This is a genomic window from Leptolyngbya sp. 7M (genome assembly GCF_018128485.1).
The window spans coordinates 2,824,279-2,848,170 of sequence record NZ_CP070897.1 but is presented as its reverse complement, the minus strand read 5'-3'; the positions used below and the strand labels follow the sequence as shown (position 1 = coordinate 2,848,170).

30 protein-coding genes, 2 tRNA genes and 1 pseudogene are annotated in these 23,892 nt (G+C 47.7%); 23 read left to right on the top strand and 10 right to left on the bottom strand.

Going from position 1 to position 23,892, the window contains the following annotated elements; translation table 11 throughout:
- Window positions 1-291: 291 nt before the first annotated feature.
- Window positions 292-1,074, top strand: a complete 783-nt coding sequence (locus tag JVX88_RS13860; RefSeq protein WP_211627841.1) for a hypothetical protein — start codon at window positions 292-294, stop codon at window positions 1,072-1,074.
- Window positions 1,052-2,290 (top strand): site-specific DNA-methyltransferase, encoded by a 1,239-nt coding sequence (locus JVX88_RS13855; RefSeq protein WP_211627840.1) that lies wholly within the window; start codon window positions 1,052-1,054, stop codon window positions 2,288-2,290. The genes JVX88_RS13860 and JVX88_RS13855 overlap by 23 nt, the downstream gene beginning before the upstream one ends.
- A 125-nt stretch (window positions 2,291-2,415) precedes the next feature.
- On the opposite strand, the gene JVX88_RS13850 is transcribed toward JVX88_RS13855, so the two are convergent.
- Entirely contained in the window at window positions 2,416-2,583 is a 168-nt protein-coding gene (locus JVX88_RS13850) for an Lrp/AsnC ligand binding domain-containing protein (RefSeq protein WP_263975525.1), read from the bottom strand.
- Here JVX88_RS13850 and JVX88_RS38365 point away from each other — a divergent pair.
- A complete protein-coding gene (locus tag JVX88_RS38365; protein WP_225931879.1) occupies window positions 2,569-2,715 on the top strand; it encodes a hypothetical protein in 147 nt (48 codons plus the stop codon). The genes JVX88_RS13850 and JVX88_RS38365 overlap by 15 nt on opposite strands.
- Before the next feature lie 41 nt (window positions 2,716-2,756).
- Here JVX88_RS38365 and JVX88_RS13845 read toward each other — a convergent pair whose 3' ends face one another.
- Entirely contained in the window at window positions 2,757-3,191 is a 435-nt protein-coding gene (locus tag JVX88_RS13845) for a Fur family transcriptional regulator (RefSeq protein ID WP_211627837.1), read from the bottom strand.
- Between the two features lie 131 nt (window positions 3,192-3,322).
- Window positions 3,323-4,162 (bottom strand): ferritin-like domain-containing protein, encoded by an 840-nt coding sequence (locus JVX88_RS13840; protein ID WP_211627835.1) that lies wholly within the window; start codon window positions 4,160-4,162, stop codon window positions 3,323-3,325.
- 133 nt (window positions 4,163-4,295) lie between these two features.
- Here JVX88_RS13840 and JVX88_RS13835 point away from each other — a divergent pair, with 133 nt between their 5' ends.
- Complete coding sequence (locus tag JVX88_RS13835) at window positions 4,296-5,354, top strand: TolB family protein (RefSeq protein WP_211627833.1); 1,059 nt, start codon at window positions 4,296-4,298, stop codon at window positions 5,352-5,354.
- Here JVX88_RS13835 and JVX88_RS13830 read toward each other — a convergent pair.
- Window positions 5,332-5,802 (bottom strand): DoxX family membrane protein, encoded by a 471-nt coding sequence (locus JVX88_RS13830; RefSeq protein WP_211627831.1) that lies wholly within the window; start codon window positions 5,800-5,802, stop codon window positions 5,332-5,334. The genes JVX88_RS13835 and JVX88_RS13830 overlap by 23 nt on opposite strands.
- Before the next feature lie 40 nt (window positions 5,803-5,842).
- Here JVX88_RS13830 and JVX88_RS13825 point away from each other — a divergent pair, with 40 nt between their 5' ends.
- The 12 genes and pseudogenes from JVX88_RS13825 to JVX88_RS13775 all read left to right on the top strand — a co-directional run bounded on the left by JVX88_RS13825 (window position 5,843) and on the right by JVX88_RS13775 (window position 10,649).
- Window positions 5,843-6,352, top strand: a complete 510-nt coding sequence (locus tag JVX88_RS13825) for a hypothetical protein (RefSeq protein WP_211627829.1) — start codon at window positions 5,843-5,845, stop codon at window positions 6,350-6,352.
- Between the two features lie 139 nt (window positions 6,353-6,491).
- Window positions 6,492-6,764 (top strand): hypothetical protein, encoded by a 273-nt coding sequence (locus tag JVX88_RS13820; protein WP_211627827.1) that lies wholly within the window; start codon window positions 6,492-6,494, stop codon window positions 6,762-6,764.
- 18 nt (window positions 6,765-6,782) lie between these two features.
- On the top strand, window positions 6,783-7,124 hold the full coding sequence (locus tag JVX88_RS13815; protein WP_211627825.1) for a hypothetical protein: 342 nt from the start codon (window positions 6,783-6,785) through the stop codon (window positions 7,122-7,124).
- A pseudogene (locus JVX88_RS44095) lies at window positions 7,125-7,247 on the top strand (hypothetical protein); the annotation flags it as partial. It abuts the gene before it with no gap.
- A gap of 120 nt (window positions 7,248-7,367) precedes the next feature.
- A complete protein-coding gene (locus JVX88_RS13810; RefSeq protein WP_225931408.1) occupies window positions 7,368-7,676 on the top strand; it encodes a hypothetical protein in 309 nt (102 codons plus the stop codon).
- 24 nt (window positions 7,677-7,700) lie between these two features.
- Window positions 7,701-8,183, top strand: coding sequence for a hypothetical protein (locus tag JVX88_RS13805; protein WP_211627822.1), 483 nt, complete (start codon window positions 7,701-7,703; stop codon window positions 8,181-8,183).
- A gap of 56 nt (window positions 8,184-8,239) precedes the next feature.
- The gene (locus tag JVX88_RS13800; protein WP_211627821.1) at window positions 8,240-8,650 is read left to right on the top strand and encodes a hypothetical protein; all 411 of its coding nucleotides are present in this window, start codon (window positions 8,240-8,242) and stop codon (window positions 8,648-8,650) included.
- Between the two features lie 197 nt (window positions 8,651-8,847).
- On the top strand, window positions 8,848-9,147 hold the full coding sequence (locus JVX88_RS13795) for a hypothetical protein (RefSeq protein WP_211627820.1): 300 nt from the start codon (window positions 8,848-8,850) through the stop codon (window positions 9,145-9,147).
- A gap of 195 nt (window positions 9,148-9,342) precedes the next feature.
- Entirely contained in the window at window positions 9,343-9,792 is a 450-nt protein-coding gene (locus tag JVX88_RS13790) for a hypothetical protein (protein WP_211627819.1), read from the top strand.
- Window positions 9,793-9,941: 149 nt separating this feature from the next.
- Window positions 9,942-10,229: an FG-GAP repeat domain-containing protein gene (locus JVX88_RS44090; RefSeq protein WP_410503762.1), complete on the top strand. Its 288-nt coding sequence runs from the start codon at window positions 9,942-9,944 to the stop codon at window positions 10,227-10,229.
- 178 nt (window positions 10,230-10,407) lie between these two features.
- Window positions 10,408-10,483, top strand: a tRNA-Val gene (locus JVX88_RS13780).
- A gap of 89 nt (window positions 10,484-10,572) precedes the next feature.
- A tRNA-Asp gene (locus JVX88_RS13775) sits at window positions 10,573-10,649 on the top strand.
- A 146-nt stretch (window positions 10,650-10,795) separates the two neighbouring features.
- On the opposite strand, the gene JVX88_RS13770 is transcribed toward JVX88_RS13775, so the two are convergent.
- Both JVX88_RS13770 and JVX88_RS13765 read right to left on the bottom strand, forming a co-directional pair.
- On the bottom strand, window positions 10,796-11,347 hold the full coding sequence (locus tag JVX88_RS13770) for a PD40 domain-containing protein (protein ID WP_211627817.1): 552 nt from the start codon (window positions 11,345-11,347) through the stop codon (window positions 10,796-10,798).
- A 92-nt stretch (window positions 11,348-11,439) separates the two neighbouring features.
- The gene (locus JVX88_RS13765) at window positions 11,440-11,895 is read right to left on the bottom strand and encodes a PD40 domain-containing protein (RefSeq protein WP_211627816.1); all 456 of its coding nucleotides are present in this window, start codon (window positions 11,893-11,895) and stop codon (window positions 11,440-11,442) included.
- 21 nt (window positions 11,896-11,916) lie between these two features.
- Between JVX88_RS13765 and JVX88_RS13760 the strand changes: the two genes are divergently transcribed.
- The gene (locus tag JVX88_RS13760) at window positions 11,917-12,513 is read left to right on the top strand and encodes an OsmC family protein (RefSeq protein ID WP_211627815.1); all 597 of its coding nucleotides are present in this window, start codon (window positions 11,917-11,919) and stop codon (window positions 12,511-12,513) included.
- A 218-nt stretch (window positions 12,514-12,731) separates the two neighbouring features.
- Here the strand turns inward: JVX88_RS13760 and JVX88_RS13755 are convergent, their stop codons facing one another.
- Window positions 12,732-13,316, bottom strand: a complete 585-nt coding sequence (locus JVX88_RS13755; RefSeq protein WP_211627814.1) for a GTP-binding protein — start codon at window positions 13,314-13,316, stop codon at window positions 12,732-12,734.
- A 28-nt stretch (window positions 13,317-13,344) separates the two neighbouring features.
- Entirely contained in the window at window positions 13,345-13,524 is a 180-nt protein-coding gene (locus JVX88_RS13750; protein WP_211627813.1) for a hypothetical protein, read from the bottom strand.
- Between the two features lie 484 nt (window positions 13,525-14,008).
- Here JVX88_RS13750 and JVX88_RS43045 point away from each other — a divergent pair, with 484 nt between their 5' ends.
- Together JVX88_RS43045 and JVX88_RS13745 are read left to right on the top strand one after the other, a co-directional pair.
- Window positions 14,009-14,320, top strand: coding sequence for a hypothetical protein (locus tag JVX88_RS43045; RefSeq protein WP_263975524.1), 312 nt, complete (start codon window positions 14,009-14,011; stop codon window positions 14,318-14,320).
- Window positions 14,293-15,336, top strand: coding sequence for a dihydroorotase (locus JVX88_RS13745; RefSeq protein WP_263975523.1), 1,044 nt, complete (start codon window positions 14,293-14,295; stop codon window positions 15,334-15,336). Before JVX88_RS43045 ends, JVX88_RS13745 begins: the two co-directional genes overlap by 28 nt.
- Before the next feature lie 16 nt (window positions 15,337-15,352).
- Here JVX88_RS13745 and pgeF read toward each other — a convergent pair whose 3' ends face one another.
- Complete coding sequence (pgeF, locus tag JVX88_RS13740; RefSeq protein WP_211627812.1) at window positions 15,353-16,234, bottom strand: peptidoglycan editing factor PgeF; 882 nt, start codon at window positions 16,232-16,234, stop codon at window positions 15,353-15,355.
- 220 nt (window positions 16,235-16,454) lie between these two features.
- Here pgeF and JVX88_RS13735 point away from each other — a divergent pair, with 220 nt between their 5' ends.
- From JVX88_RS13735 to JVX88_RS13720, 4 genes are all read left to right on the top strand, one after another.
- The gene (locus tag JVX88_RS13735) at window positions 16,455-17,291 is read left to right on the top strand and encodes a biotin--[acetyl-CoA-carboxylase] ligase (RefSeq protein ID WP_211627811.1); all 837 of its coding nucleotides are present in this window, start codon (window positions 16,455-16,457) and stop codon (window positions 17,289-17,291) included.
- Entirely contained in the window at window positions 17,278-19,878 is a 2,601-nt protein-coding gene (locus tag JVX88_RS13730) for an ATP-binding protein (RefSeq protein ID WP_211627810.1), read from the top strand. Before JVX88_RS13735 ends, JVX88_RS13730 begins: the two co-directional genes overlap by 14 nt.
- A gap of 80 nt (window positions 19,879-19,958) precedes the next feature.
- Window positions 19,959-20,909, top strand: a complete 951-nt coding sequence (locus JVX88_RS13725; RefSeq protein ID WP_211627809.1) for a diguanylate cyclase domain-containing protein — start codon at window positions 19,959-19,961, stop codon at window positions 20,907-20,909.
- A 20-nt stretch (window positions 20,910-20,929) separates the two neighbouring features.
- The gene (locus tag JVX88_RS13720) at window positions 20,930-21,391 is read left to right on the top strand and encodes a S1C family serine protease (protein ID WP_211627808.1); all 462 of its coding nucleotides are present in this window, start codon (window positions 20,930-20,932) and stop codon (window positions 21,389-21,391) included.
- A 40-nt stretch (window positions 21,392-21,431) separates the two neighbouring features.
- Here the strand turns inward: JVX88_RS13720 and JVX88_RS13715 are convergent, their stop codons facing one another.
- Window positions 21,432-23,102 (bottom strand): hypothetical protein, encoded by a 1,671-nt coding sequence (locus JVX88_RS13715; RefSeq protein WP_211627807.1) that lies wholly within the window; start codon window positions 23,100-23,102, stop codon window positions 21,432-21,434.
- Window positions 23,103-23,892: the final 790 nt, after the last annotated feature.

Below are 23,892 nucleotides of genomic sequence, written 5' to 3'. Positions count from 1 at the left end.
GAAGACATTCCGTATTTTATCCTACTCAAAATCTGATAACTTAATATGGAACGGGCGAAAACGCCATACACAAAAGAAGCACAGCGCCCAAATGCGGTGTGGCGTAAAGGCGGGTTTAATGCTTCGTATTACAGTTTTGTGGTAGGTTCAAGTGCAGTTCTTCGTTTGAACTTTTGTGCTAAAAATCCCCCATTGCGGCAAGCGGCAAACCGTTGGTGGCAATGCTATTGACCGACAGTGCAACATTGAACTAACGAGAGAACTAACGACTTTTTTGACTACATTTGAAACATGAATTACTGGACAAAATTAAGCATAGAATACGCAAATCAAAGGTCATATCTTGACGACCTTTTTCAAGTATATCCGACTATTCCAGAAGGCATTAGAGAAATAAACAATGAGCGTTGGGCAAACATTGAAACAGCCTTCAAAAAGAAAAATAATGACGCTTTAATCAAAGAACTTCTGAAACTTGACTTGTTTCCAATCAAAGACAGTTACATAGCATATCTTAAACGAGACCCTTCCTCGATTGAAAGAAACCCGAAAACAATCAACCGTATTTGCGGACGACTTTACGAAATGGGACTTGATAAAATTTTTGAGCGTTGTTGCGAGCCCAAAGAAACCAATAGACAAATCGGACCTTTTTTCAGACGCTGGCTAAATACCAAAGCATTAGGTATTCAACCTGTTTCCTTTGATGAATTCACAAAAAATAAAAAAGACGCAATTCTCAACGGAAGCGACAAACAATTGATGGATTTTGCCTATAATGAGTTAAACTACAAACACAGCAAAGGACTTGATTTTATTGGTCGTTTCAATGGCAAGTATGTTATTGGCGAAGCAAAATTTTTGACAGACTTTGGTGGACACCAAAATGCACAGTTCAATGATGCTATTAGCACGGTACAAGCAAAAAATGTAAAGGCAATAAAAATTGCCATTCTAGATGGTGTCTTATATATTAAAGGTAAAAACAAAATGTATAAGGACATAACCACAAAATACAAAGACCTGAATATTGTGAGCAGTTTGGTGCTGCGTGAATTTTTATACCAACTATAAAACTGTGCAGCTACATTATCAAAATAAAAAAACTGAACAGGAAATTTTCAACAGCATTCCTGACATTGAATTGGAGCAAATCAATTCAAGCGACAATCCCAATTTACTTATACAAGCAAATAATCTGATTGCATTAAAACAGTTAGTTACTAAACACAATCTCAAAGGTAAAATTGACCTCATTTACATAGACCCGCCTTTTGCTACAAACAACACTTTTACAATTACTGACGGCAGAGCAAACACGATTAGCAATAGTTCAAATGGAACAGTTGCTTACACAGACACATTGAAAGGTTTTGACTTCATTGAGTTTATTCGTGAGCGTTTAGTGCTTTTAAAAATGTTACTCTCTGATAAAGGTTCTATTTATTTACACATAGACTACAAAATCGGTCATTATGTAAAAGTGATAATGGACGAGATTTTCGGAGTTGAAAATTTTCGTAACGACATTACACGAATAAAATGCAATCCTAAAAACTTTACCCGTAAAGGTTATGGCAACATTAAAGACCTGATTTTATTCTACTCAAAATCTGAGAACTTAATTTGGAACGAGCCGAAAACACCATACACAGAAGAAGATAAAATCAAACTGTTTCCTAAAATAGATAAGGACGGCAGACGATATACAACTATTCCGCTTCACGCACCCGGAGAAACCCAAAACGGCAAAACTTCACAAGCATTTAAAGGCATTCTACCACCACCGGGCAGACATTGGAGAAGCGATGTAGCCATTTTGGAGCAGTGGGACAAGGACGGTTTAATTGAGTGGAGCGACAATGGTAATCCGAGAAAGAAAATTTATTTAGACCAGCAAGAAGGTAAACGAGTACAAGATATATGGGAATTTAAAGACCCACAATATCCTGTTTATCCGACAGAGAAAAATCCTGACTTGTTGGACTTGATTGTAAAAACTTCTTCTAATGAAAACAGTATCGTACTTGACTGTTTTGCTGGTTCAGGAACGACACTAAAAGCTGCACAGACAAATGGCAGACAATGGATAGGTATTGACCAATCAGACGAAGCAATAAAGGCAATTATTCAAAAATTAGACAGCGTGGAAAGCGATTTATTTATTTCAAAATCAGACTATAAACTATTGACAGTAAAGAAGCACAGCACCCAACAGTCGTTTGCCGCAATGGGGGCTGACGTGGTTAAATCAAGTGCAATATTTCTATCAACAGTTGTGCTTGGTTGACAGTGAAGTGCTCCGAAATCCCCACCTGCGGCAGGCGGCAAAACGTTAAAATTTATCACTGCCAATACGTGGTCTAGTTTGAAGAAGGCTTTACGACCCCAGTCTGCTTCACGAAACATTAACATTTATAACTTAATGATCCGCTTCCGCACGGGTGATGACAGGACGATGGTTGTTGTCGTGATGCCGTAGGGTGTGAGGCGGTCGATAACTTCCTGAAGGTGCTCGACCGATGAGACGGCAATCTTCATGATGAACGAATCGCCGCCGGTGCCGCGGTGGCATTCGAGCACCTCATTCGATTCCTGCGCTACCTCGATGATGTGGCTGTAATCGACGCCCGTGATGCTCATACGGACGAACGCGGTGATCGGCAGTCCGACCTTTGTCGTGTTGAGTCATTTATTTCTAATGCCTCCCCCTGATTTTCTTTTTCAAAGTTTCCCATAGTCATCTCCTTTTGAATTTATTGATCATTAATGATTGCTTGTTCCTGTTTGTACCGATCCACACAATCAGGGCACGAACCACGCAGTGTAAACTCTATCGATTCTGGCTTGAAATGCGAGCGTTTGGCCGCCTCGTTAAGAAATTTCTCTGGTATCTCTAACTCAAGATCAACGAGCTTTCCGCAGTCCTGACAAATAGCATGATCGTGCCGCATAAGATTGCGGTCATAAAGTGTGGCATTGTTACCGAATCTGATCTCGTTGATCAGGCCTGCGTTCTTGAGGTATCGGAGCGAATTGTAAACAGTCGCGAAAGAGATCGTTGGAAGCAACTTGCGCGCGTTGTCAAAAACTTCGTTCGCGTTCAGATGCTCCTCAGAATCAAGGATCACCTGCAGAACAGCTTCTCGCTGTTTCGTCATTCCCGAACCGCCGTGCTCTTTTATACTCACAATACCCTCTGCGATTTTGGATTAGAATAATTCTATTTATAAATCGTGTCAAATACCTTCAGATTAAATACTGCGCCCTAACGATATTCTCAGGGTATGTGGGGGTTTCCTTTATTGATCTACTTGCAGGTCTAACACTCAGGTGCGGGCATCTTACTCCCGGCGACCTCACCGATCTTTTCCGTCACTTTTGTAACCCCTTCAAAGCCGGGAAGCTGTTGAATTCGTTGGGTTACGGTTTTATCTAGGCTTGCCAATGCCTCGTCCGCTCCAAAGAGGATTGAAACAACGTGCTTCGTTCGGCTCTTGGCAAGCGAACCCTGGCCGACCGGATAGTAGAAATTCTCTACAACTTTTCTAGCCAGCTTCTGGGCGATATCATTCTTTCGCATCTCCAATCGCGCAACGCTCCAATAGAACTGCGTATGAGCTGATTCCTCACGAATTATACCTTTCAATATCTTAGTCAGTACCGGATGATCCGCGATCTCGATCATCCTTCTATAAGCTTGCGCGGTCGTCATTTCGTGAACAGCACCAAAGGTCATATGAGTGGCCGTAAATCGATGGCCGATGAGGTTTGTCAGCGAGGTAAGCAGATAGGTATTAATGTGGTAGATCTTTGAAACGTTACGCCTTATCTGTGTTTTCCAATCGCGGCCCGTTTTGTATCCTAGCTCATTCAAGAACTGATTTAGAACCTCTCCGTGGGTAACTTCCTCAATACCCCAGCGCTCCATAAACTTTGAAATGACTGGATCACGGCCCGTGGGCGTCCGTCTAAGTTCCTGCCAATACATATCGGTCAGCGTTTCGACATCGCGCATATAAAGAAGTACCGGGATCAGCCTGTCATCGAATGGGTATCGGCGCACTTCGTCCCATTCAATATTCCCGATGAATTCGTCGGTCAGCGATCGTTCCTGCCGGTCGTACCAAGCTAGGACTTCTTGTTTTGTTTCGAAGATCATTGTCAGATTTATAGGAGTAGCCCAAAGCAACATATCCCAAAGATATGCCATCAATTTATTTACAGTATTTAATTCGATATTCTAATGTGATGAGATTCATTGGCATTGTTTCTCAGATGCTAACCTAATGACTATGGCAAAACTTTCCTTTTTTTCTTTGTTGATTATAGCTCAATTCGTTTCTACGACCGCATTTTCCCAGTCGCTTTGGATTGAAGGCGAACGACGGCTCGCAAATATCAAACAGCTTACGTTTGGCGGCGAGAATGCCGAGGCGTACTTTTCATTCGACGGCAAGAAGCTCATCTTCCAATCGAAGCGCGACGGCCACGGCTGCGACCGTCTTTACACAATGAACATCGACGGCTCGGGCCTAAAGCAGGTCTCGAGCGGAAAAGGGCGCGTTACGTGCGGTTATTTTCATAAGAACGGGAAAAAGATCGTATATTCATCTACAAAATCGGGTGGTGATGAATGCCCGCCAACCCCAGATCGTTCTCAGGGTTATCTTTGGCCGGTCTATCCGACATACGAGATCTATGTAGCCAATGCTGACGGCACTAATGTAAAGGCGTTGACGAACAACAACGCGTATGATGCGGAGGCAACGATATCCCCCGACGGAAAGACGATCGTGTTTACTTCGACCCGTGACGGCGACCTTGATATCTATACGATGGATATCAATGGCAAAAACGTCAAGCGGCTCACGAACGAGGTAGGCTACAACGGAGGTGCATTCTTTTCGCCGGACGGCAAGCAGATAGTTTACCGAGCGTATTATCCAAAGAATGAGGCCGAATTGAAGCGGTATAAAGATTTCCTCGCAAGGGATCTTATCGAACCGAATATTTTTGAGGTTTGGGTGATGAATGCCGACGGCAGCAACAAGCGGCAGGTAACGAATCTGGCAGCCGCAAGCTTTGCTCCATTCTTTACGCCCGATGGAAAGGCGATAATCTTTTCGACCGATCACTTCGATGTAAAAACGCCCGGCCGACGCCGCCAGCCGAATTTCGACCTTGCGGTGATAAATGTGGACGGGACGGGGCTTGAGCGGATCACGTTCAATGAGACCTTTGACGGATTTCCAATGTTCTCTCCGGATGGTAAAAAACTCGTCTTTGCGTCAAACCGGAACGCCGCGACACCCGGCGACACGAATGTTTTTATTGCGGATTGGGTGAAGTAGAATTTCGGCGAATCCCGAAATACCAGACCCAGCAAATAAAGAATAATTGCAGCGGAATGCGAAACAGCAAATACCACGGGCCGTATTGCATTCCGCCAAATTCGACCGCCTTTAGACTGCCAATTACATTTGCCGGAAGCACCGCAATAAAGAAGATCATCAGCATTATCGCCGTCAGTTTCGCGGTCTTATTCCACAAGAGTCCGGCCACCGCAAGGAGTTCGCAAACTCCCGTAAAATAAACCATTTCCAGCTTTGCCGGCATAGACGACGGCATCATCGCTACCATCGGTTCAGGATTCGTAAAGTGCGAGATTCCCGTCGCTAAGAGCATCGCGGACATCGCCGCCCGACCGATAAGCGAGATGCCGATCCTGCCGCCAAGCAGCGTTCTATCCAACAATAAAAGCACGCCAAATACCGACAGCAAAATGATCAATGGAGCCATAGCTTGAATTTAAGTTCAAATTCATCGATATTCAAATCGAATGGCATCCATACCTTTTTGCAAGTTCCACGGTTTTGGAAATGACTACATTGTGATCGAACGTTCCGCGATCCCGGACGCAACAGATCTTTCCAGTCTGGCAATCGACATTTGCAACCGTCATACAGGCGCCGGTGCCGACGGAATTGCCGTCATCGAACCTGGTTACGATACGGACTCTGATCTTTTCTGCGAGATCGTCAATCCGGACGGGAGCATCGCCGGCTTCTCTGGAAACGGCACTCGCTGCGCAGTTTCGTTCGCCTATTTCAAGAAGATCTGGAATGCCCCTGCTATGCGGCTCAAGACCCGAAGCGGCATTAAAACCTTTCGCATGATCAATGACGCCCCGCCCGGTCATTACGTTTTTGAAGCAGAGATCGGCAAGCCGCATTTTGCAAGTACTGACGTTCCCGTTGCGCTTGGAAAGCCGCTAGAAAACGTTGTTGATCTGCCGGTTCGCGTTCTCGACCGGCGATGTATTAATCTCAAGCGACAGAACAATTTTTGAGGTTAAGGCAACGCAAGCGAGGCGGGAGAAAACTACGGTTTACAACATCAAGGTTGAGGAGCTTCACACTTACTTCATTACTCACCTTCGGATTTTAGTTCATAATGCCAACTGCTCTCCCAATGCGTCTGACATTCTAATGCCTGGTGGAAACCCTATTGGACTTCAAGGGAGTCAGTCTAGTATACGAGAGATTCAGGGAGGAGTAGATGATGCTCTGCGATTATTTGATTCTTTAACCCAAGGTGGAACTGTAAAAAATAATCCAGGATACCCTGGCTTGCAAATTATTCGTCCTGATGGAGGTTACGTTTCAATCAGAACTGAGGCAACACGCAGTCCAAATACAATCGCTACAATAGATATAAATATTCCAGGTATACCTATTAGAAAGATCAAGTTCAATCCTTGAGAAATGAGGAGTAAATTAATGTTGTCGGACATAGTAATCAATTCAGTTTGTGAGTCAGTTGTAGCTGAGACCCTTGAGGACTATGTAGGCTTATGGTCCATAATTTGGCAATTTCGTGAAATTTATAAAGAAACAGATCCTCTAGAAATTCAACGTGGAACGTTACAAGTTGTAGAAACACTGTTGAAAGCTGGACTAATTCGGGTTGGTGCATTTAAGAATGGAGAATTTGAAGTTTGGAACTTAAGTTCTGAAGAGATTCTTAATTACATTAAACGTGTATGGGAAGAAGGAGGGAAAGAGCCTAATATAGGTGACATAGTTTGGTTTGAATCAATCCAAGAAAGGGAACAGGAATAGATTCACAACAATGGCAGCCTAGTCTCAACCATCAAACAACAAGTAGGGCCATTTGCCGTTTATAACTTTGAAGTTGAGGCGTTGCATACTTACTTCGTCTCTAGCGTTGGTGTTCTTGTTCATAACACTTGCGGCGGAACATTCTATGATATTCAACGCCCACTGACGGATCAAGAAGCCCTTTCTCACGCCTTGAACATCCAAAATAGACCGACGATTTCAGAAAATGATATACGAGGTGCATTGCCGGGTCCTTCTGGACAGGCAGGGCATGCAACAAGTAAACATCGGATACCTGAAGCAATTCAAGCCGACATTATCAATAATCCAGAGCGTGTGTTTATTGGAGTTAATGAAAATGGACGACAAGTTACAATTTTCTACAGGAATGGAGATGTAGTGATTACTCAGGACGATGATCCTACTCGCGTCATTACCGCTTATGGACAAAGTGGAGTTGCTATAAGACCAGGAGGCAGAGTGTTTCCCGGAAGCTTCGTCAACCCTAGTAAATGGGCAGACGACCCAAATTATGTCGAGATTCAAGGGTAGATTGTTGTGGCAAGGAGGAAAAGGATGAATTCAGATCTTGAACAAAAACTTTGGAGTATAGGAGAGCAAGAAAATGCTTACTCTCAAGAAAATTGGCAGACTATCATTAACGAGTTACTAAACGATTTTCAAACGTTTATTGGCGAAGAGTTTGAACGCGAAACTGAACCTTACTTAAGCATTAAGAACACAAAATCACCATCATTTAGTCAATGGATATGGTCCAGAAGCGAAAAACAACTCTACTTAGCTCCTAATTGGTCGGCTGTTATGGGTGGCGGTATGGTCGGGTCTCTTCAGGAGAACAATATGGTTAAAGACATTTTTCAGGTATCACTCACATTATTTCTGTTTGATCCCAAGAGCGGAAAACGGCTTCATCTCAGTACGGGTGAAAGCTTGCTTGAGTTTGCTTTTCTCAAACAGGTGAATGGGCGGGGACAATGGCAAGCTTTAGGTTGGCGAAAAGATGAATGGGGAGAATGGGAAGATGTTGAGTATCAGTAAAAGGAACTCAAGGTGAATTTTATGTGAATCACTGATTCAATGAAAGAAATAAAGAAATGGCAAGAGAAATCTTGAATAAGATAAAAGACATAACTACTCAAAGTAGAGATCTACCCATTGATGACCTATCTACTTTGCTGGAATATGAGAGCCTATCAGATGATGAACAACATACCGTTGTTTCAGAGTTAGTTAGATTTCTCGAAGAGGATTCAGTACAAGAAGATGCAGTCGTTGAGAGTATTTTCAACTTACTTGGTATTGTCTTTTTTCAAGATAAGTATACTGATCTAATAGCAAATGTATCTGCAAAAATGTTACCTCGTCTAATGCCAGGAAGTTTAGTTCACGCACTACTCATTATAGGTGAATCAAATTTACCTAACAAGGTTGCATTAATTGAGAAGTACTTGAACTCCGATAACCCGGCTATCAGAAGCGCAGCACAAGAGGCAATGCGTCACTAGAAGTACTCAGAAGCAATTAACCGAGTTCAAAGATTGCTTCAATCCCAGAATTTACAGTAATTCAAGTCAGGGATGCATTTGAAGATTAATTATGCAGCTACATCTTTGCAGCCAAGATTATAAATCATTAAACACTGGATCAACGTTAAGGATGCGATGAATTTGAAATTAGAGAAGAGATCGCCAAAGGAGGTAAAATGAGTAGTTTTAAGGACTCATATAAACTCATAGAGAAGTACATTGGAGAGTTTGAAGCAGAAAAACTACCGCTTGGCAATCTAATTGACAGTCTCCAAACCATACTGGATGGCATCGAAGACAATAGGAAAGAATGGGTAGATGCCTTTCGAGGCGAATGGTGGAGCCTGGAACAGGTTTATGCAGCTGCGCTGGATCGCGGGGAAACTAGCTTGAATTTTGAAAGTAGAAACTTAGTTCATGAGACTATTCACAATATGAAACTACTTTTGAAAGAGGTAAACTCGGTAGAACAATGAGGAAGGAGCGGGTGGAATTGTAAGGGCATATGATGAGTATCCACCTATGGGTACTCCACCTAGTCAGCGATACATTATAGATCCTGCTGATAGAGCCATAGTAATTCGGAAATCAGACGGGCTTCACACATTTCCAATTGGACCTGAGCATCCCGATTATCATAACCTTGCTCCAACACTGTAGAGAATTGACAGATGAACTTGAAAACAGCTCACTTAAACGCTAATTATACATCTCGGCCAACTCAAATTCTTGGGAGTTTAGATCTCCGCATAGTGAAGAATAGATTGTTGGATATGGGATACGAAAAAATGCTACTCAATGGGGCGCTAATTGAGCAATTTAGCGAGGGAATTTACTTGTTCGTGGACGATGATGTAGTGCATTGGCTAGAGGCATACTTACATCTAGAGGAACTCCTCTTGTCCAAGGAGCCTTATAAACATGCTGCTTTTCTTAATGATGGCGCTCTAACGATAAAGGCTTCTGTAGTTGCAGAGCAAGCAAATGTTGAATTTAGATATTGTCCAGGCTTAAATGTAGCGAATTTGATTACTTATAATGCAAGCATTGCTGCTGATCAGTACATATGGTGGTGGAGAAATATTGCTTACGCAATCCTGAATCTTTCAGGAGTCAAGTGAGTCATATCCTTGACTTTGTTTTTGTAGAACAATCATTTAGAGATTGGTGTAAACCGTTTGTTGGTGAGCAACGATGAAACGTTAATTGGAAATCAAAGTAACTATCAATTTTTTGATGGGGCTACTTAAATCTATTTAAGGCTATTGGTATGAGCAATAATACCGGCGACGGCAAGGCGGACATAGCCTTCTGGCGGCCCTCTAACGGCAACTGGTTCGTGCTCAGGAGCGAGGACTTCAGCTTCTTCGGCTTCCCCTTCGGGGCCAACGGCGACATCCCCGCACCCGGCGACTACGACGGCGACGGCAAGTTCGACGCCACGGTCTTCCGTCCTTCGACCGGTACCTGGTTCATCCAACGCTCCACCTCAGGCACCGAAATAGTAAACTTCGGCTCTGCGGGTGATAAACCCGTCCCCGCTGCTTTTGTTAGATAGGAACCCTCCTTTCCATTAAGCCCCGGTAGTGTCCTAAAGGCATATCCGGGGCATTTTTATGCGTTTACTTGACACCGGCGACAGCGATTTCGTAGGATTTAGGTTCGCCTTTTAGAAAGGCGAGCGGTTGTTTACAGCACGGCGTGCGTCTTCAGCTGTTTGAAAAGTTTTCGAGATCGGGCATGTATGTCAATTGGTAGACAGCCTCTCTTACAAGGAGGAAGTTAGGGGTTCGAGTCCCTTCGTGCCCACCAGATCCGATCGCGGATTTGGGAAGGCGGATCGAAGCTGCAATACTTTGTTTTGAAGCAAGATCCAATGTCATAAATCCGAAGTCGATTGCGGGGTCGTAGTTCAGTTGGTTAGAACGCCAGCCTGTCACGTTGGAGGTCGCGGGTTCGAGCCCCGTCGGCCCCGCCACTAAGAATAAAAACCGGACCAAAATTGTCCGGTTTTTTCATTTTCCGCCTATCGGTATTATCTCTTTGCAGCCCTGTCAGTTGACCTACATCGTTCTCCAGTAAGGGTCGATAAGTATGTCCTTTATAAGGATCGTCGGTGGATCACTAGCGATCGGAGCCTGATACTGAATATAGCATAACGGCATCTGTCATCACACGACCCCGGATAACCGCAAACCGCTTACCATCACGCGAGAAAGCCGACATCGAGAACATATCGTCCGAATCGCCTACGAAGACACGAGCCTCTTCCGTCCGCTGTGCGGTAACGATTGTCTTACTTGCCCGATCGATACTAACGCCGATATAAGTTTTTATGTCGTTGGTAATGCGCGTAACCTTTCCGTTCGGCAAAGCGACATAAAATAGCTGGCGACGATTAGATATAGGATCGGTCGCATTCGTCAAAAGAGCGCTGCGGTCGTGGAGCACCGCAAGCTCGCCGATGCGTTCACGCTGCCTGATCAACACAGATTCACTGGAGGTTAGCGGATCAAATACAATCATTGACCAATTTTCGACGCCATCGTCGAGATCCCGCCTTACGAAGTAGATGGTTCTGCCGTCGCTGGAGAAGCGCGGTTCTCGGATCACGGCTTCGCCCTGAACAATCTTATGGACCTGCTCATTGCTTCCATCGGCTGCATTCGCCGACATCAGCTTCGCATCCTCAATGTTGATCGAACGATTTGGATCAAAAGCCCCATATCTTACGAAAAGTATCCTGCGCCCATCCGGCGAGAAGTTGCCTAAATGGTTAACCCTTTCACGACCTTGCGCGGCTGACCGCCGAGCGTCGGAACGCGATACATGGTCCCATGTGTGGCAGAGTGGTAAGCGGTTATAAAATAAACGAATTCCCCGTCACTACTGAATGTCGGGCAGTCCCAATATTCGAGTTGTTGGGGCGGGACAATTTGAAGTGAATTAGCATCGCTTACCCTCCAAAGCCATAAGGCTCGGTCGCCATTCTCTTCATAAGTTACGTATGCGACCGAGCGCCCATCCGGCGAGATCGCCGCAAAAGCGACATTGTTCGAACGAGAAAGCTTGGTGAGAGAAAGATCCGCAAAGCTTATCGGCGGAGCCTCAGCACTTGCGAAGTAATACCAGGCAAACCGCTGGACGTATTTGGGAACCGGGATCACGCATCCGAAGTTCCTCGAAACCTTGGGAGCGGTAGCACCTAATGAATTAGACCGCATCGAGCAGGTCGGTCCGGTCTTTTGTTAGTCCCAAAACGCAAGGCGGCCGAGGGTCGCCTTATTCCACAGCAACAAAAGGTCATTAACGGCGTCAATCTAACTGAACCTTTCAACACTATAGATGCGATCAGTGAGAACGCCGAGATCGCAATTTTTACTTTTCGGGCCTCTAACAAATGGATAAGTGGCGGACAAAACGAGACCGTCATCAATGATTATGACGGGGCGTGCCAGAGTTTTGATCGCGCGACACCATTTGTTTTCAGGAAAGATGAACCCGCGATACTACTCGGAGAAGACACCGGAGCTAATCCGGTCGAGTATCTGCTTGCCGCTCTGGCAGGATGCCTGACGACCAGCCTTGTTTATCATGCGTCCGCCAAGGGCATTTCGATAAACGGGGTCGAATCGACCTGTGCGGGACACCTGGACCTTCGAGGCTTTCTTGGAATGGATCCATCGATACGAAATGGATATGACGCCATACAGATCGAGTTCAAAGTGGATGCAGATGCCGGACGCGAACAGATCGAAGAAATAGTGAAAGTCGCGCAGCAGCGTTCTCCGGTTTTTGACGTAGTCTCGCGAAGTGTTCCGGTTGCGGTCACCCTCGCTTGATCTGAAATAGGCGAAAAAATCCTAAAGTGACTGAATCCGAAACATTCTCTTGCTCGAAAATCCAGATGTAGGCCATAAGGTCGGGAACATGTAGGCACTTGATCTCCTGTCTCTCTGGCCTGCATGTCACACTCCGATTTTCGAACAAGGGGAAGGTAAACTGAAAGCCGTCGAGAAGACATTCTCGGCGGCTTTTTACGAACAAAACCTTTTGACTTTTAGCCCTTTCTGAGTTCGGTTAGCACCTGCTTTGCGACGGCTTTCAATGTATCGAAAACGCCGGTACCGTCCATTGCCACCGCCTCGAAAACCGGCTCATCCTTCTTCCTGAGTTCCTGTACCAATTCGTCTATCGGAACAACATTGGGCAGGTCGCGCTTGTTCAATTGAAGAACGTAGGGAAGCTGATTCAGGTCATAACCTTGAGCAGCCAGATTCTCTTCTAGGTTATACAATGATTCGATGTTCGCATCCATTCGCTCTTCCTGGCTGTCCGCGACGAAAACAACGCCGTCAACGCCCTTAAGAATAAGCTTTCGCGAAGCATCGTAATAAACCTGTCCCGGAACCGTGTAAAGATGGAAGCGCGTCTTGAAACCTCTGACCGTCCCAAGCTCCAATGGCATAAAATCGAAAAACAGCGTTCTGTCCGTCTCGGTCGCAAGGCTGATCAACTTGCCTTTTGCCTGCGGGGCCGTCGAATCATAGATGTGCTGAAGATTCGTCGTCTTCCCGCATAGGCCGGGACCGTAATAAACGATCTTGCAGTTTATCTCTCGCGATGCGTAATTGATAAAGGTCATCTTCTTGCCTGGGGAATTCTGATAAACACTAACTAAAAAGGCTGTCAATATCTTCGTCCGTTATCTCAGAGAAAACATTCTCTGAGGCAACGAATGCGGCATTCGCCCTGGAAGCTTCTTCAAGCGAGGCCGCTACTTCATAGCTTGCACGTTTCGTCCGTAGTTTTACAAGTCCGACCGTAGAGCGTTCGTCAAAAACAACTACCAAAAGGCTGCGTCCAATAACACTGATGAATATGCTTTCGCGTTCGCCCTCGTGAACGACCGCCGGAAAAACGAAGAAAAATCTGGATTTGGATTCGTTGGCATGGGTTCGGACAAATGCCCCTTGATTTGGGCAGACAAAGATTTGGGTTAGACAAAAGTAAACAGTAGTCTAAAGTGAAAGCATCGCGCTGATGGATCGCTAATGTATCAAAGAATGCAACATCAAACCGTTCATGCAACCTCTGCTGCCATAGACTTGCTGTCGTAGACTTTAAAGACTTGTAGACTTAATGAATTCTAACTGGAGATCCGCTAACTGCGACCATTGCATGAGACGCATGATGATTTGGCTGAGTTGGTACTGAATTGGTCTTGGCTGCGCTTCTGGCTGAAGCCACACCGTTCGAGATGCGACCAGCGGTGCTGCCAACCGCTCAAACCCGATGGGCTAAACCCAATGTAACGCTTTGTACCTTAAACCTACTATGACTGCTTCTCCTTCATCGCTGCTGATTCGTGGCGCCAGAATTTTGTTACCCGATGGTACCTTCCTACTGGGCGATGTCCAGACCCGCGACCACACGATCCTACAAGTCGCACCAGAGATTGCCGACCCCGCCCCAGACGTCAGAGAAATTGACGCAACAGGCTTGACTTTGTTGCCCGGAATGATCGATCCACAGGTGCATTTCCGCGAACCCGGATTGGAACACAAAGAGACCTGTTCACCGCCAGCTGTGCCTGTGCCAGGGGTGGAATCACCTCCTTCTTGGAAATGCCCAATACACGCCCTTTAACGACCAATCAGGCGGCTCTAGACGACAAACTGCGCCGCGCTGCCGAAAAATCCCTAGTCAACTATGGCTTTTTTATTGGGGCCACCGGAGATAATCTGGCTGAACTGCTGCAAGCCAAGCCAGTTTGCGGCATCAAGATTTTTATGGGATCAATGCACGGCCCACTCTTGATCGATCGGGAACCGGTATTGGAAGAAATCTTTGCCCACGGCAATCGGTTAATTGCGGTCCACGCGGAAGACCAGGACCGGATTTTGCAGCGCCGTCAGCAGTTTGCTGGCATTACCGATCCGGCCATTCATTCCCAAATCCAGGACAACCAAGCCGCTTTGCAGGCCACCCAACTGGCGCTCAAACTCTCGAAAAAGTACCAGCGTCGCTTGCACATCCTGCACATGTCCACTGCTGAAGAAGCCGACTTACTCCGGCAAGACAAACCCGCTTGGGTAACGGCCGAAGTGACGCCTCAGCACTTGCTGCTCAACACCAGTGCTTACGAAACGATTGGTCCCCTAGCCCAAATGAATCCGCCGCTACGCTCGCCCCATGACAACGAAGTCCTCTGGCAGGCGCTACTCGATGGAGTAATTGACTTCATCGCCACCGATCACGCTCCCCACACGCTGGAAGAAAAGGCCCAAGGCTACCCCAACACTCCTTCTGGAATGCCAGGAGTAGAAACCTCAATGGCGTTGATGCTCACCCAGGCCATGCAGGGCCGCTGCACCGTCCCCCAAGTTGCCCACTGGATGTCCACTGCCGTGGCTGAAGCCTACCGCATCCCCAACAAAGGCCGAATCGCCCCCGGATATGACGCCGATCTAGTGTTGGTCGATCTGAATACTTACCGTCCGGTGCGTCGCGAAGAATTACAAACCAAATGCGGCTGGAGTCCGTTCGAAGGATGGGAGCTGACCGGCTGGGCTATGGTAACAATTGTGGGCGGCCAGGTGGTCTACGAATACGGCAAACTTCACACTGACGTGCGCGGGCGAGCCTTAACGTTCAAAGAGTAATGGATACAATCGCCGTTCATACATCATCCGAACCGCCGCTGACAATACCAGACCACTGCACTTTTTTCTGGGGCTGACGCCGATAGGAGAAAAACAGCTCTGGGTTCTGATAGGTGCAGTAAGGCGCAATGGCCACCTGATCGGGTTCAATACCGAGTTGCTCAAGCTGCATGGCGTTGACTCGACGGACATCAAGTCGTGCTCGTCCTGGTTGGGGATCGTCGAGTATGGGGGAGTTGGGTAATTGCCGCAGTCGGGCCAGAATCTCTTCAGCATCTGTAAGTGCTGCCTGTGAGTTTACCGGATCTGGCTGTCCGGTATCGGGCAGTATGGTTGCGCCCACTTGAGCGGCAACGGTTGTAGAAACCTGATATACCTCTCCGGCAATAGCTGGCCCCATTGCGATTCGTAAATCCTGAATTTGGCTCCCCTGAGCTTGCAGTTGCTCAATTGCCTTGGGCACGATCGCGGCAGCCGTACCACGCCATCCCGCATGAACGGCGGCAACCTGTCCGGTGGCGATATCGCCAATCAGAACAGGTGTGCAGTCGGCGGTACAAACCCAAATCGCCTGATTCGCATCGGTGGTAAACAGCCCGTCTGCTTCTGGCAACACGGGATCAGTAGATGCAGTGAGATTTTGAGTCGGGGTTTCAAGAGGTTTTTCCAGCGGACTAGATGGACGGTTCATCGGTTCTAGAGCCGAAGCGTTGAGCACCCGGTCGCCATGCACCTGTTTAACGCGATACACCTGAGCCGCTGGCCGAAGCATTTCCACTAACGCCTCTGGTGGACAAGACCAGAACTGCTGGGTCAAAAAGCCATGTGCCCAATCTTTGAGCAAACTACAGGTTAAGTAGGAAGCGCCTTGCCAGGTATGCCAGTGCCAAGTATGCATAGTTCTAAGGTTTAATCAAATTGCATGCTGCTTTCCAAAGCTTACCGCCTCGGTTAATAATTAGACACAATTCACCCCATCTACTCACTTAGCGGAGTTCACACAGACGGCCTTGTGGTAATTTAGCTCTGCTTTTAGCCCTGCTTGGAGAAGTCGCTTTGCATATATGACTGCTCAGCAGACTGCTCAGCAGGTTCACAAACGTCCGCGACCGCACCCAATGTCAAATCCAGCTATGACATTTGATCGCTCCCGCTTAGAAACGGCCCTAGCCACGCTGGGTGTTGCCATCTGCCCTGACGCAACGCTTTTGGCGGCGGTTCCGGCTCACCTGCATCTGGTGGAAACAGCTACTTCTACTAATCAGGTCGCCTGGGAACGGTTGCAGCAGGAAGACGAACAGCCCGATGTGCTTGATGATCCTGATGTGACAGTTGTAATTGCCCTTCAGCAAACGGCAGGACGGGGCCAGCGAGGCCACCAATGGAGTTCCCCTCTCGGTGGACTGTACCTATCGCTTGGATTCACTCCCAATCTTCCGGTGGATTGCGGACCCCATTTAACCCTGTGTAGCGCGTGGGGACTTGCCGCTGCCCTTCGACAACAGGGCATTCCAGTGGGGATCAAATGGCTGAATGATCTGGTTTTTGAGGGGGGTAAACTAGGCGGCATTCTAACGGAAACGCGAATCAGCCAACAGCGTCTCCGCCAAGCAGTCATTGGAGTCGGGATCAACTGGCAAAACCCAGTACCGCCCAGCGGAATTAACCTACAGACAATTCTGTCCAGATTGGACTCACCAAGGCAATCGCCAATTCAGTCTTTAGAAGAGCTGGCTGCCGTCACTATTGCGGGTTTGCTCCGGGGCTATAGCACCTACTGCCAACAGGGAATTGATGCCCTCATGGTGAATTACCAGAGCCTATTGATTAATTTGGGCCAAGCCGTCACGATTGATGGAAGGCGCGGAACCGTAATTGGGGTTTCTCCACATGGAGCATTGCAGGAGCGGTCTCGGGGGCGTAGCAGCAGTCGATCTGTATTTGAACGATATTGAACGCTTTCTCAAACAGCTCAAAATTGCTAAATCAGGCCAAATTTTTATTTTGGAGCCGACCGGCGTTTTGGTGGCAAGTTCTACCCCACAACCCACTTACAGCATTGTGAATCAGCGGCTCCAGCGGGTGCCTGCTCTAGAGAGTGACAATCCGCTCATGCGCTCAACGGTCAGCCATGTGATCCAGCAGTTCGGGGGGTTAGACCAAATTGACCAACCCCAACAGCTCAAGTTCACCCTTGAGGGTGCCCCCCATTTTGTGCAGATAATGCCTTGGCAAGACGGGTTCGGGTTGGATTGGGTGCTGATGGAAGTGGTACCCGAGTCAGATTTCATGACCCAAATCTATGCCAACACGCGCACAACCTTTCTGCTCTGTGCTGTTGCCATGCTGGTTGCCATTACGGTTAGTGTCATGACTGCTCGCTGGGTGATCGCTCCAATCCGCAAGTTAAATCGAGCTGCCAAGCAAATAGCCAAAGGGCAGTGGAAACAGCCGATTGCGATTCACCGAGCCGATGAAGTCGGAGAGTTAGCCAATTCGTTTAACCAAATGGCAGCCCAGCTTCAACTTTCGTTTGATGCGTTGCATCGGGAGCAACAGCAGCTCGCTAAATTTCTGGAGGCGATTCCGGTGGGCATTTGTGTGGTTGAACCGAGCGGCAGCATCAGCTACATGAATCAGACGGCCCAGCACCTGCTCGGGCAGACTTTCAAGCCCAATCTGGCAATGCAAACGCTAAAGCACTTTTACCAAACTAGCCTGGGGGCCAACCGCCTCTATCCACCCGACCAACTGCCCTCAACCCGCGCTCTGCGTGGAGAAAACATTACCGTAGAAGATATCGAAATTCATCTAGCCGACCGCACGGTTCCCTTGGAGGTGCGAGCAACGCCAGTCTTTGATGCTAGCGGCGGGGTGAACTATGCCATCCTTGCATTTCAGGACATTAGCGAGCGCAAACAAGCTGAAAAGCTGCTAGCCGACTATAACCGGATTTTAGAAGCCCGGATTGCCGAACGCACTGTTGAACTGACTCGCACCAACCTGGAACTGGAACGGGCTAAACAGGCTGCTGAAGCTGCCAATCACGCCAAAAGCGCATTTCTAGCCAATATGAGCCACGAGTTGCGCACCCCCCTCAACGCCATCCTGGGGTTTGCTCAAATCATGTGTGTAGACCCGCGCACTACGCCAGAACAGCAGCACAATCTGCGGATCATTAACCGCAGTGGCGAACATTTACTCAGCTTGATCAACAATGTGCTGGATTTGTCCAAAATCGAAGCGGGACGAGTAGATTTGGTGGAAATCAACTTCAACCTGAGCGAACTGCTAGAAACCATTGACAGTATCCTGCGGCAACAGGCCGAAGCGAAAGGACTCCAGTTACAGGTGATCAGCGCTCCCGATGTACCTCAGCAAGTTGTCGGAGATGCCAATAAACTGCGACAAGTGCTGATCAATTTGATGAGCAATGGCATTAAGTTCACCGAAAAAGGCGGCGTGACCCTTAGAGTATCGGTGATTCCCAACCATTCTCAATGGCTGAGTTTTGAAGTATCCGATACAGGCATTGGCATTCCAGCAGAGGAGTTGGACCGCATCTTTGATGCCTTTGAACAGTCCAGCAATGGCAAAATTGCTCCAGAGGGAACTGGCTTGGGGTTGACCATCAGCCACAAATTTATTGAACTGATGGGCGGAACTATCGCAGTTTACAGCCGCCCTGGCCAAGGGAGTACCTTCACGGTTAGTTTACCCCTTTGCCCTATCGACACCAAGCCTTTACCCGATGAGGCTGCGCTCTCGGAAAGTGATAGTGTTCTGCATCGCCCGGAGGCTGATCGGTCTAGCCATCGTCAAATCACGGGTTTAGCTCCTGGACATCCCCTCTACCGCATTCTGATCGTGGATGACCAAGCCGAAAATCGAGAATTGCTGATGCGCATGTTGACTGTGCTGCGGCTGGAGCTACGCGAAGCGACCAACGGAGAAGAAGCAATCCGCTTGTGGCAACAGTGGCAGCCTGATTTAATTCTGCTCGATATCTACATGCCAACGATGAACGGCTTGATCGCGGCCCAAAAAATTCGCCAACTCGAAGCTGCTCCCAAGACGACCCCTAATCCCCGGTTGTCTCGGATTATTGCCCTCTCGGCTAGCGTGTTGGAAAAAGACCGGCAAGAAGCCCTGGCCGCAGGCTGTAATGGCTTCCTAGGTAAACCGTTCCAAACTAGCGAGCTGTATGAGGTGATCGCTCAGCAGTTGGAGTTACGCTATCACTATACCGAAGCAGCAGCACCTGAAGTGCTACCACCTGTTCCCTCAATACCGCAGCGAATGCCTGCTGGGATACCGAGCCGGCACCGCTCAGCATCTCTCGACTTCATGCCGTCCCACTGGCGGGACCAACTCTATCACGCGGCGATTCGCTGTCGAGATGAACAGGTGATTGAGCTACTCGAACAAATTCCGACTAGCCACAGCGCCTTAGCCGATAAACTCTACACCCATGCTCAGAAATTCCAGTTTGAGATGATTCTGCAACTGCTTCACGGGTACTCTAATCAGGATAGGTTCTAATTATCACCTAGCATAATCACCTGAAATCACCTAGATAATTAGGAATCTGGCACAATTCGTTGGGACGGGGAGCCTACTGGATGGCTGATGATGTAGCCACAATTCTGATTGTGGACGACCGAGTCGATAACTTACTTGTCTTGACCAGCCTCCTTAAAAGCCATGGTTACGAGGTGCGCAAAGCGCGGGGCGGCCAGATTGCTCTTCAAACCGTGCAAATTGAACCGCCTGATTTGATTTTGCTAGACATTCGTATGCCGGAAGTTAGCGGTTATGAGGTTTGTGCTCAGCTCAAGGCCAATCCAGTCACTCAAGATATTCCGATTATTTTCCTCAGTGCCCTCAACGAAATTGACGATCGGATGGCTGCCTTTGCAGCCGGCGGGGTTGACTACATTACCAAACCATTTCATACCGCAGAAGTGTTAGCCCGGATTCATGGCCAACTGACGATTCAACGCCAGCGGCAACAGCTAATCGAGCAAAACCAGCGGTTGCAGCAGGAAATTCAGGAGCGCCAGCGGATTGAGCAAGCGCTGCGGCAAGCCAACCTAGAGCTAGAACGTCTTGCTTCGTTAGACAGCCTCACCCAAATTTCCAACCGTCGCCGGTTCGATGAGTACCTGTCGGTCGAGTGGCGGCAGGCCCATCGCGATCAGACCTATCTCTCGTTGATCCTCTGCGATGTGGATTGCTTTAAAGCCTACAACGACCACTATGGCCATCATGCGGGAGATAGCTGTTTGCAGCAGGTCGCTCAGGCGATTCATCAAACTCTGCAGGCTGGCGACTTGGTCGCTCGCTACGGCGGCGAAGAATTTGCAATTGTGTTGCCCCAAACTGATATTTATCAGGCCATCCTGATGGCTAAACGCATTCAGGCTAGAATTTCTGAGCTGAAAATCCCCCACGACTGCTCGTTTATTAGCCCCTACCTAACCGTGAGCCTGGGAATCTGGAGCCAAATTCCAGATTTTATCTGCACGCCAGCTACGGCGATTATGGCTGCCGACAGATTGGTTCAGGTGTAATTCTCAACTCATCCGGTTTGGTGCTGACGAATAGCCATGTTGTACGCAATGGAGGTGACCGCTGGGTCGTGCGTCTGTCCGACGAGCGGGAATTGCCTGCCTACGTGGTTGCTACAGGTAGCCGCAATGCTGGCATTCATTACGATCTGGCGCTAGTACAAATTGAAGGTGCCAGTAATCTGACACCAGCTCGCTTTGCCGAAGATCGGCCCCAAGAAGGCGAACCCGTTTGGGCCATTGGCGCACCCTACGGACGGGCCGAAGTCATCACCAAAGGCGAACTGAAACGGATCACCCGGGATGGCATTTTGCTCACCAACACCGAAGTACATCCCGGTAATTCAGGCGGACCACTTGTAAATCAGACCGGCGAGGTGATTGGCATCAACACCGAAATTAACCCTTCGATGCCCGCTGACGCCACTACCGCCTCAATTTCGGTTCCTGTTGTTCAGAAGTATTTGCCAAGGTTAATGGAGTAAAAGTTAACGGAGTAAAAGTTAACAGAGCAAAGGTGCAGAGCTAGGGTGGCTTTAAAGGAAAGCCTCTAAACAACCAGCCAAGCCGTTGCCCAGACTGGAACCACCATTCAGCATCTAGGATCCGGCTTGAATTACCTGAAAGGAGTAACTGCTCAGTTTCTAGCTGAGGAAGCACCCGTTTGCTCCAATGACTATGCTGACAACTATGCTGACAACTATGCCAATAACTTGCATCAGCATCAGCACTTCCGTGAGTAGAACAATCAAAACCCGCATCAACTGTGGTATTACCATCGTTGATCCCAAAATCTTCTACTGCTTGATCGCTAGAATCCACTGACTGCGCTGAATTACCATCTAGTACAGCTAATAAGTTTGAAGAATGTTGATCGGACTGGACTGGTTCTAGTTGGGTATATTGGTCAGATGGATTTAAAGGGTTGTTAATAAAATCTTGATCTTCTGGAGCAACTAGAAAGTTTGGATGCCATAGATCTTTGTAGCGATACAGGGAAGCTCCTCCGATTCCATACCGGGTTAGTGCTTTAAATCTTGCTGTAGCTTGAGTTGGTAGAATGTTCTGATTGAGTAGATCGGCAATAGCCTGTCTGATCCGTTCTTTTGTATTCTCAGATCGTTGTTGATTCCAGTTTAGGGATTGCTGTGATCCGGATGGTTCTGCACTCCGTTGATGCTGAGCATTATTAATACAAGAACCGGTACCGTAGGGAAAGTAGTGGCTATTTTCCACACATCTTGCCCACTCTGCGGCTCTATGTTCGATCTGATGTTGATGCTGACACCATTCTTGATATCCGGGAAGTGACCTGGCAACAGCTACAATTTCATCAACGAGTGATTGTCCAATCAAGGGCGTACTGCCTTCCAAGACATGGTGGAAGATGTAAGTTCGCATGGCAATCCGTCCGAGCAAATAGTTAGTCTGCCCGTAGTCCGTCCAACCTAATTCGATCTCCGCATTCAGATCGTTGAGGAACTTAGCGGCCTTGCCGGATATCTGGTACCGCTTGCGTTGGTTCTGCTTGAGAATCCGGCTGAGCAGTCGGGGTGGAATTTCGTTGTGCTCTTGGCTGCTTTGCCATTGCTGCACAAAGTTGAAGCGATCCGTCCAAACAGGTTCAAAGTCCTGATTTAATAAGTATGACCCCATCTGTAGCGGCAGCCGATGGGCATTAAATAAACTTGGTTTTCCTTGGGGGTTTGGGCTTCTATGATTAGGAAAGACTTCTAGACAACCTGGTTTTACGCTAAAGCCAGCATTCTCTAGCAAAATGGTGAGGGTTGCTCCCAATTCCCAGGTTTTTTGAGCTGACTGAAACGGAAAGTAAATATGTAAGCCACCGCTATAGCTAGACGTACAGATTAGAGAGCGAGTCAGGCCCAGTGGTTCCAGCACACCCAGAATTCGCTGCACCGCGAACCCGTCCCGATCTGGGTGATAAGGGCTGCCAGCATCGATATCCAGTAAGCAATACCGCGTTTTTACACCAAAACGAACGCCATAGAGATAGCTACTTTGATTTAACAGACGATTCGTTAGGGGATGGCGGCTTTCGGTTTGCCAATGCGGTTTCGTTCCCGGTTCCGGATGGGGTGCGTAAATGTAATCAAACCGATGTGGAAATAAATCAAAGAAAGCCTGATTGCTCTCTTTGACCAGACAAGGTTCTGGAGGTGAGGCTAGGAACATCCCACTCTACCTCCAGTTTCTGAAGAGGGGTACGCTGCTCTGCTAAACCCCCTAATTAATCGAAACAAAACTAGCGGCCCTATACCAGAGCCGAAAAAGTTGCTAGAATTTTCAGACATAACAATCCAAACCTCACCCACTCAAGTGAGGTACAACCAACTCAGAAACCCTTTAGCTAACTGTGGTAGGGAGGCCAGAGGGTTTTTTATTGCGTTTCAACGATCTCAAGTCCGCCAATCTTCAATCCCAGCAGTTCCAACAATCTCAAGGCAGGACGGACTCAACGAACCCAGAATTAGCGAAATCAACCACCTCCTAGCGCAAGCTTGATCAGACTTAATCAGAATTGATGAGAGGTTAGCACCGAAAATTTTTGATCTCAACCGTTCCTGACGAACAATACGCCGGAGTAACAGCCTGATTCTTCGCCGGAGTTACAGGTGCAAATCATCCGCCGGAGTTACGGGCTGAGGCTGGGTAATCCGCTAGAGTTACAGGTCAGAACGAGGCCAGCTTTCTGTGCAGTGGGGTATGATGAGTTGCTTTCTGCTCCGGATTGAACTTGATCCAGGATCTTGCGTTCCCTGACACAAAAATCAACGCCGGAGTTACAGGCTAAGCCGAAGTCATCCGGGCGAGTTATAGGCTAAAACCATCCGCCGGAGTTACAGGATCAAGCGATCAAAACATCCGCCGGAGTTACAGGATCAGACGCTAGATGTAGCGTATAGGAAAAAATATTTCTGTTAGACAACTAGATGTGTGGGTTTGCAAAAAGTGCTGTAGGATC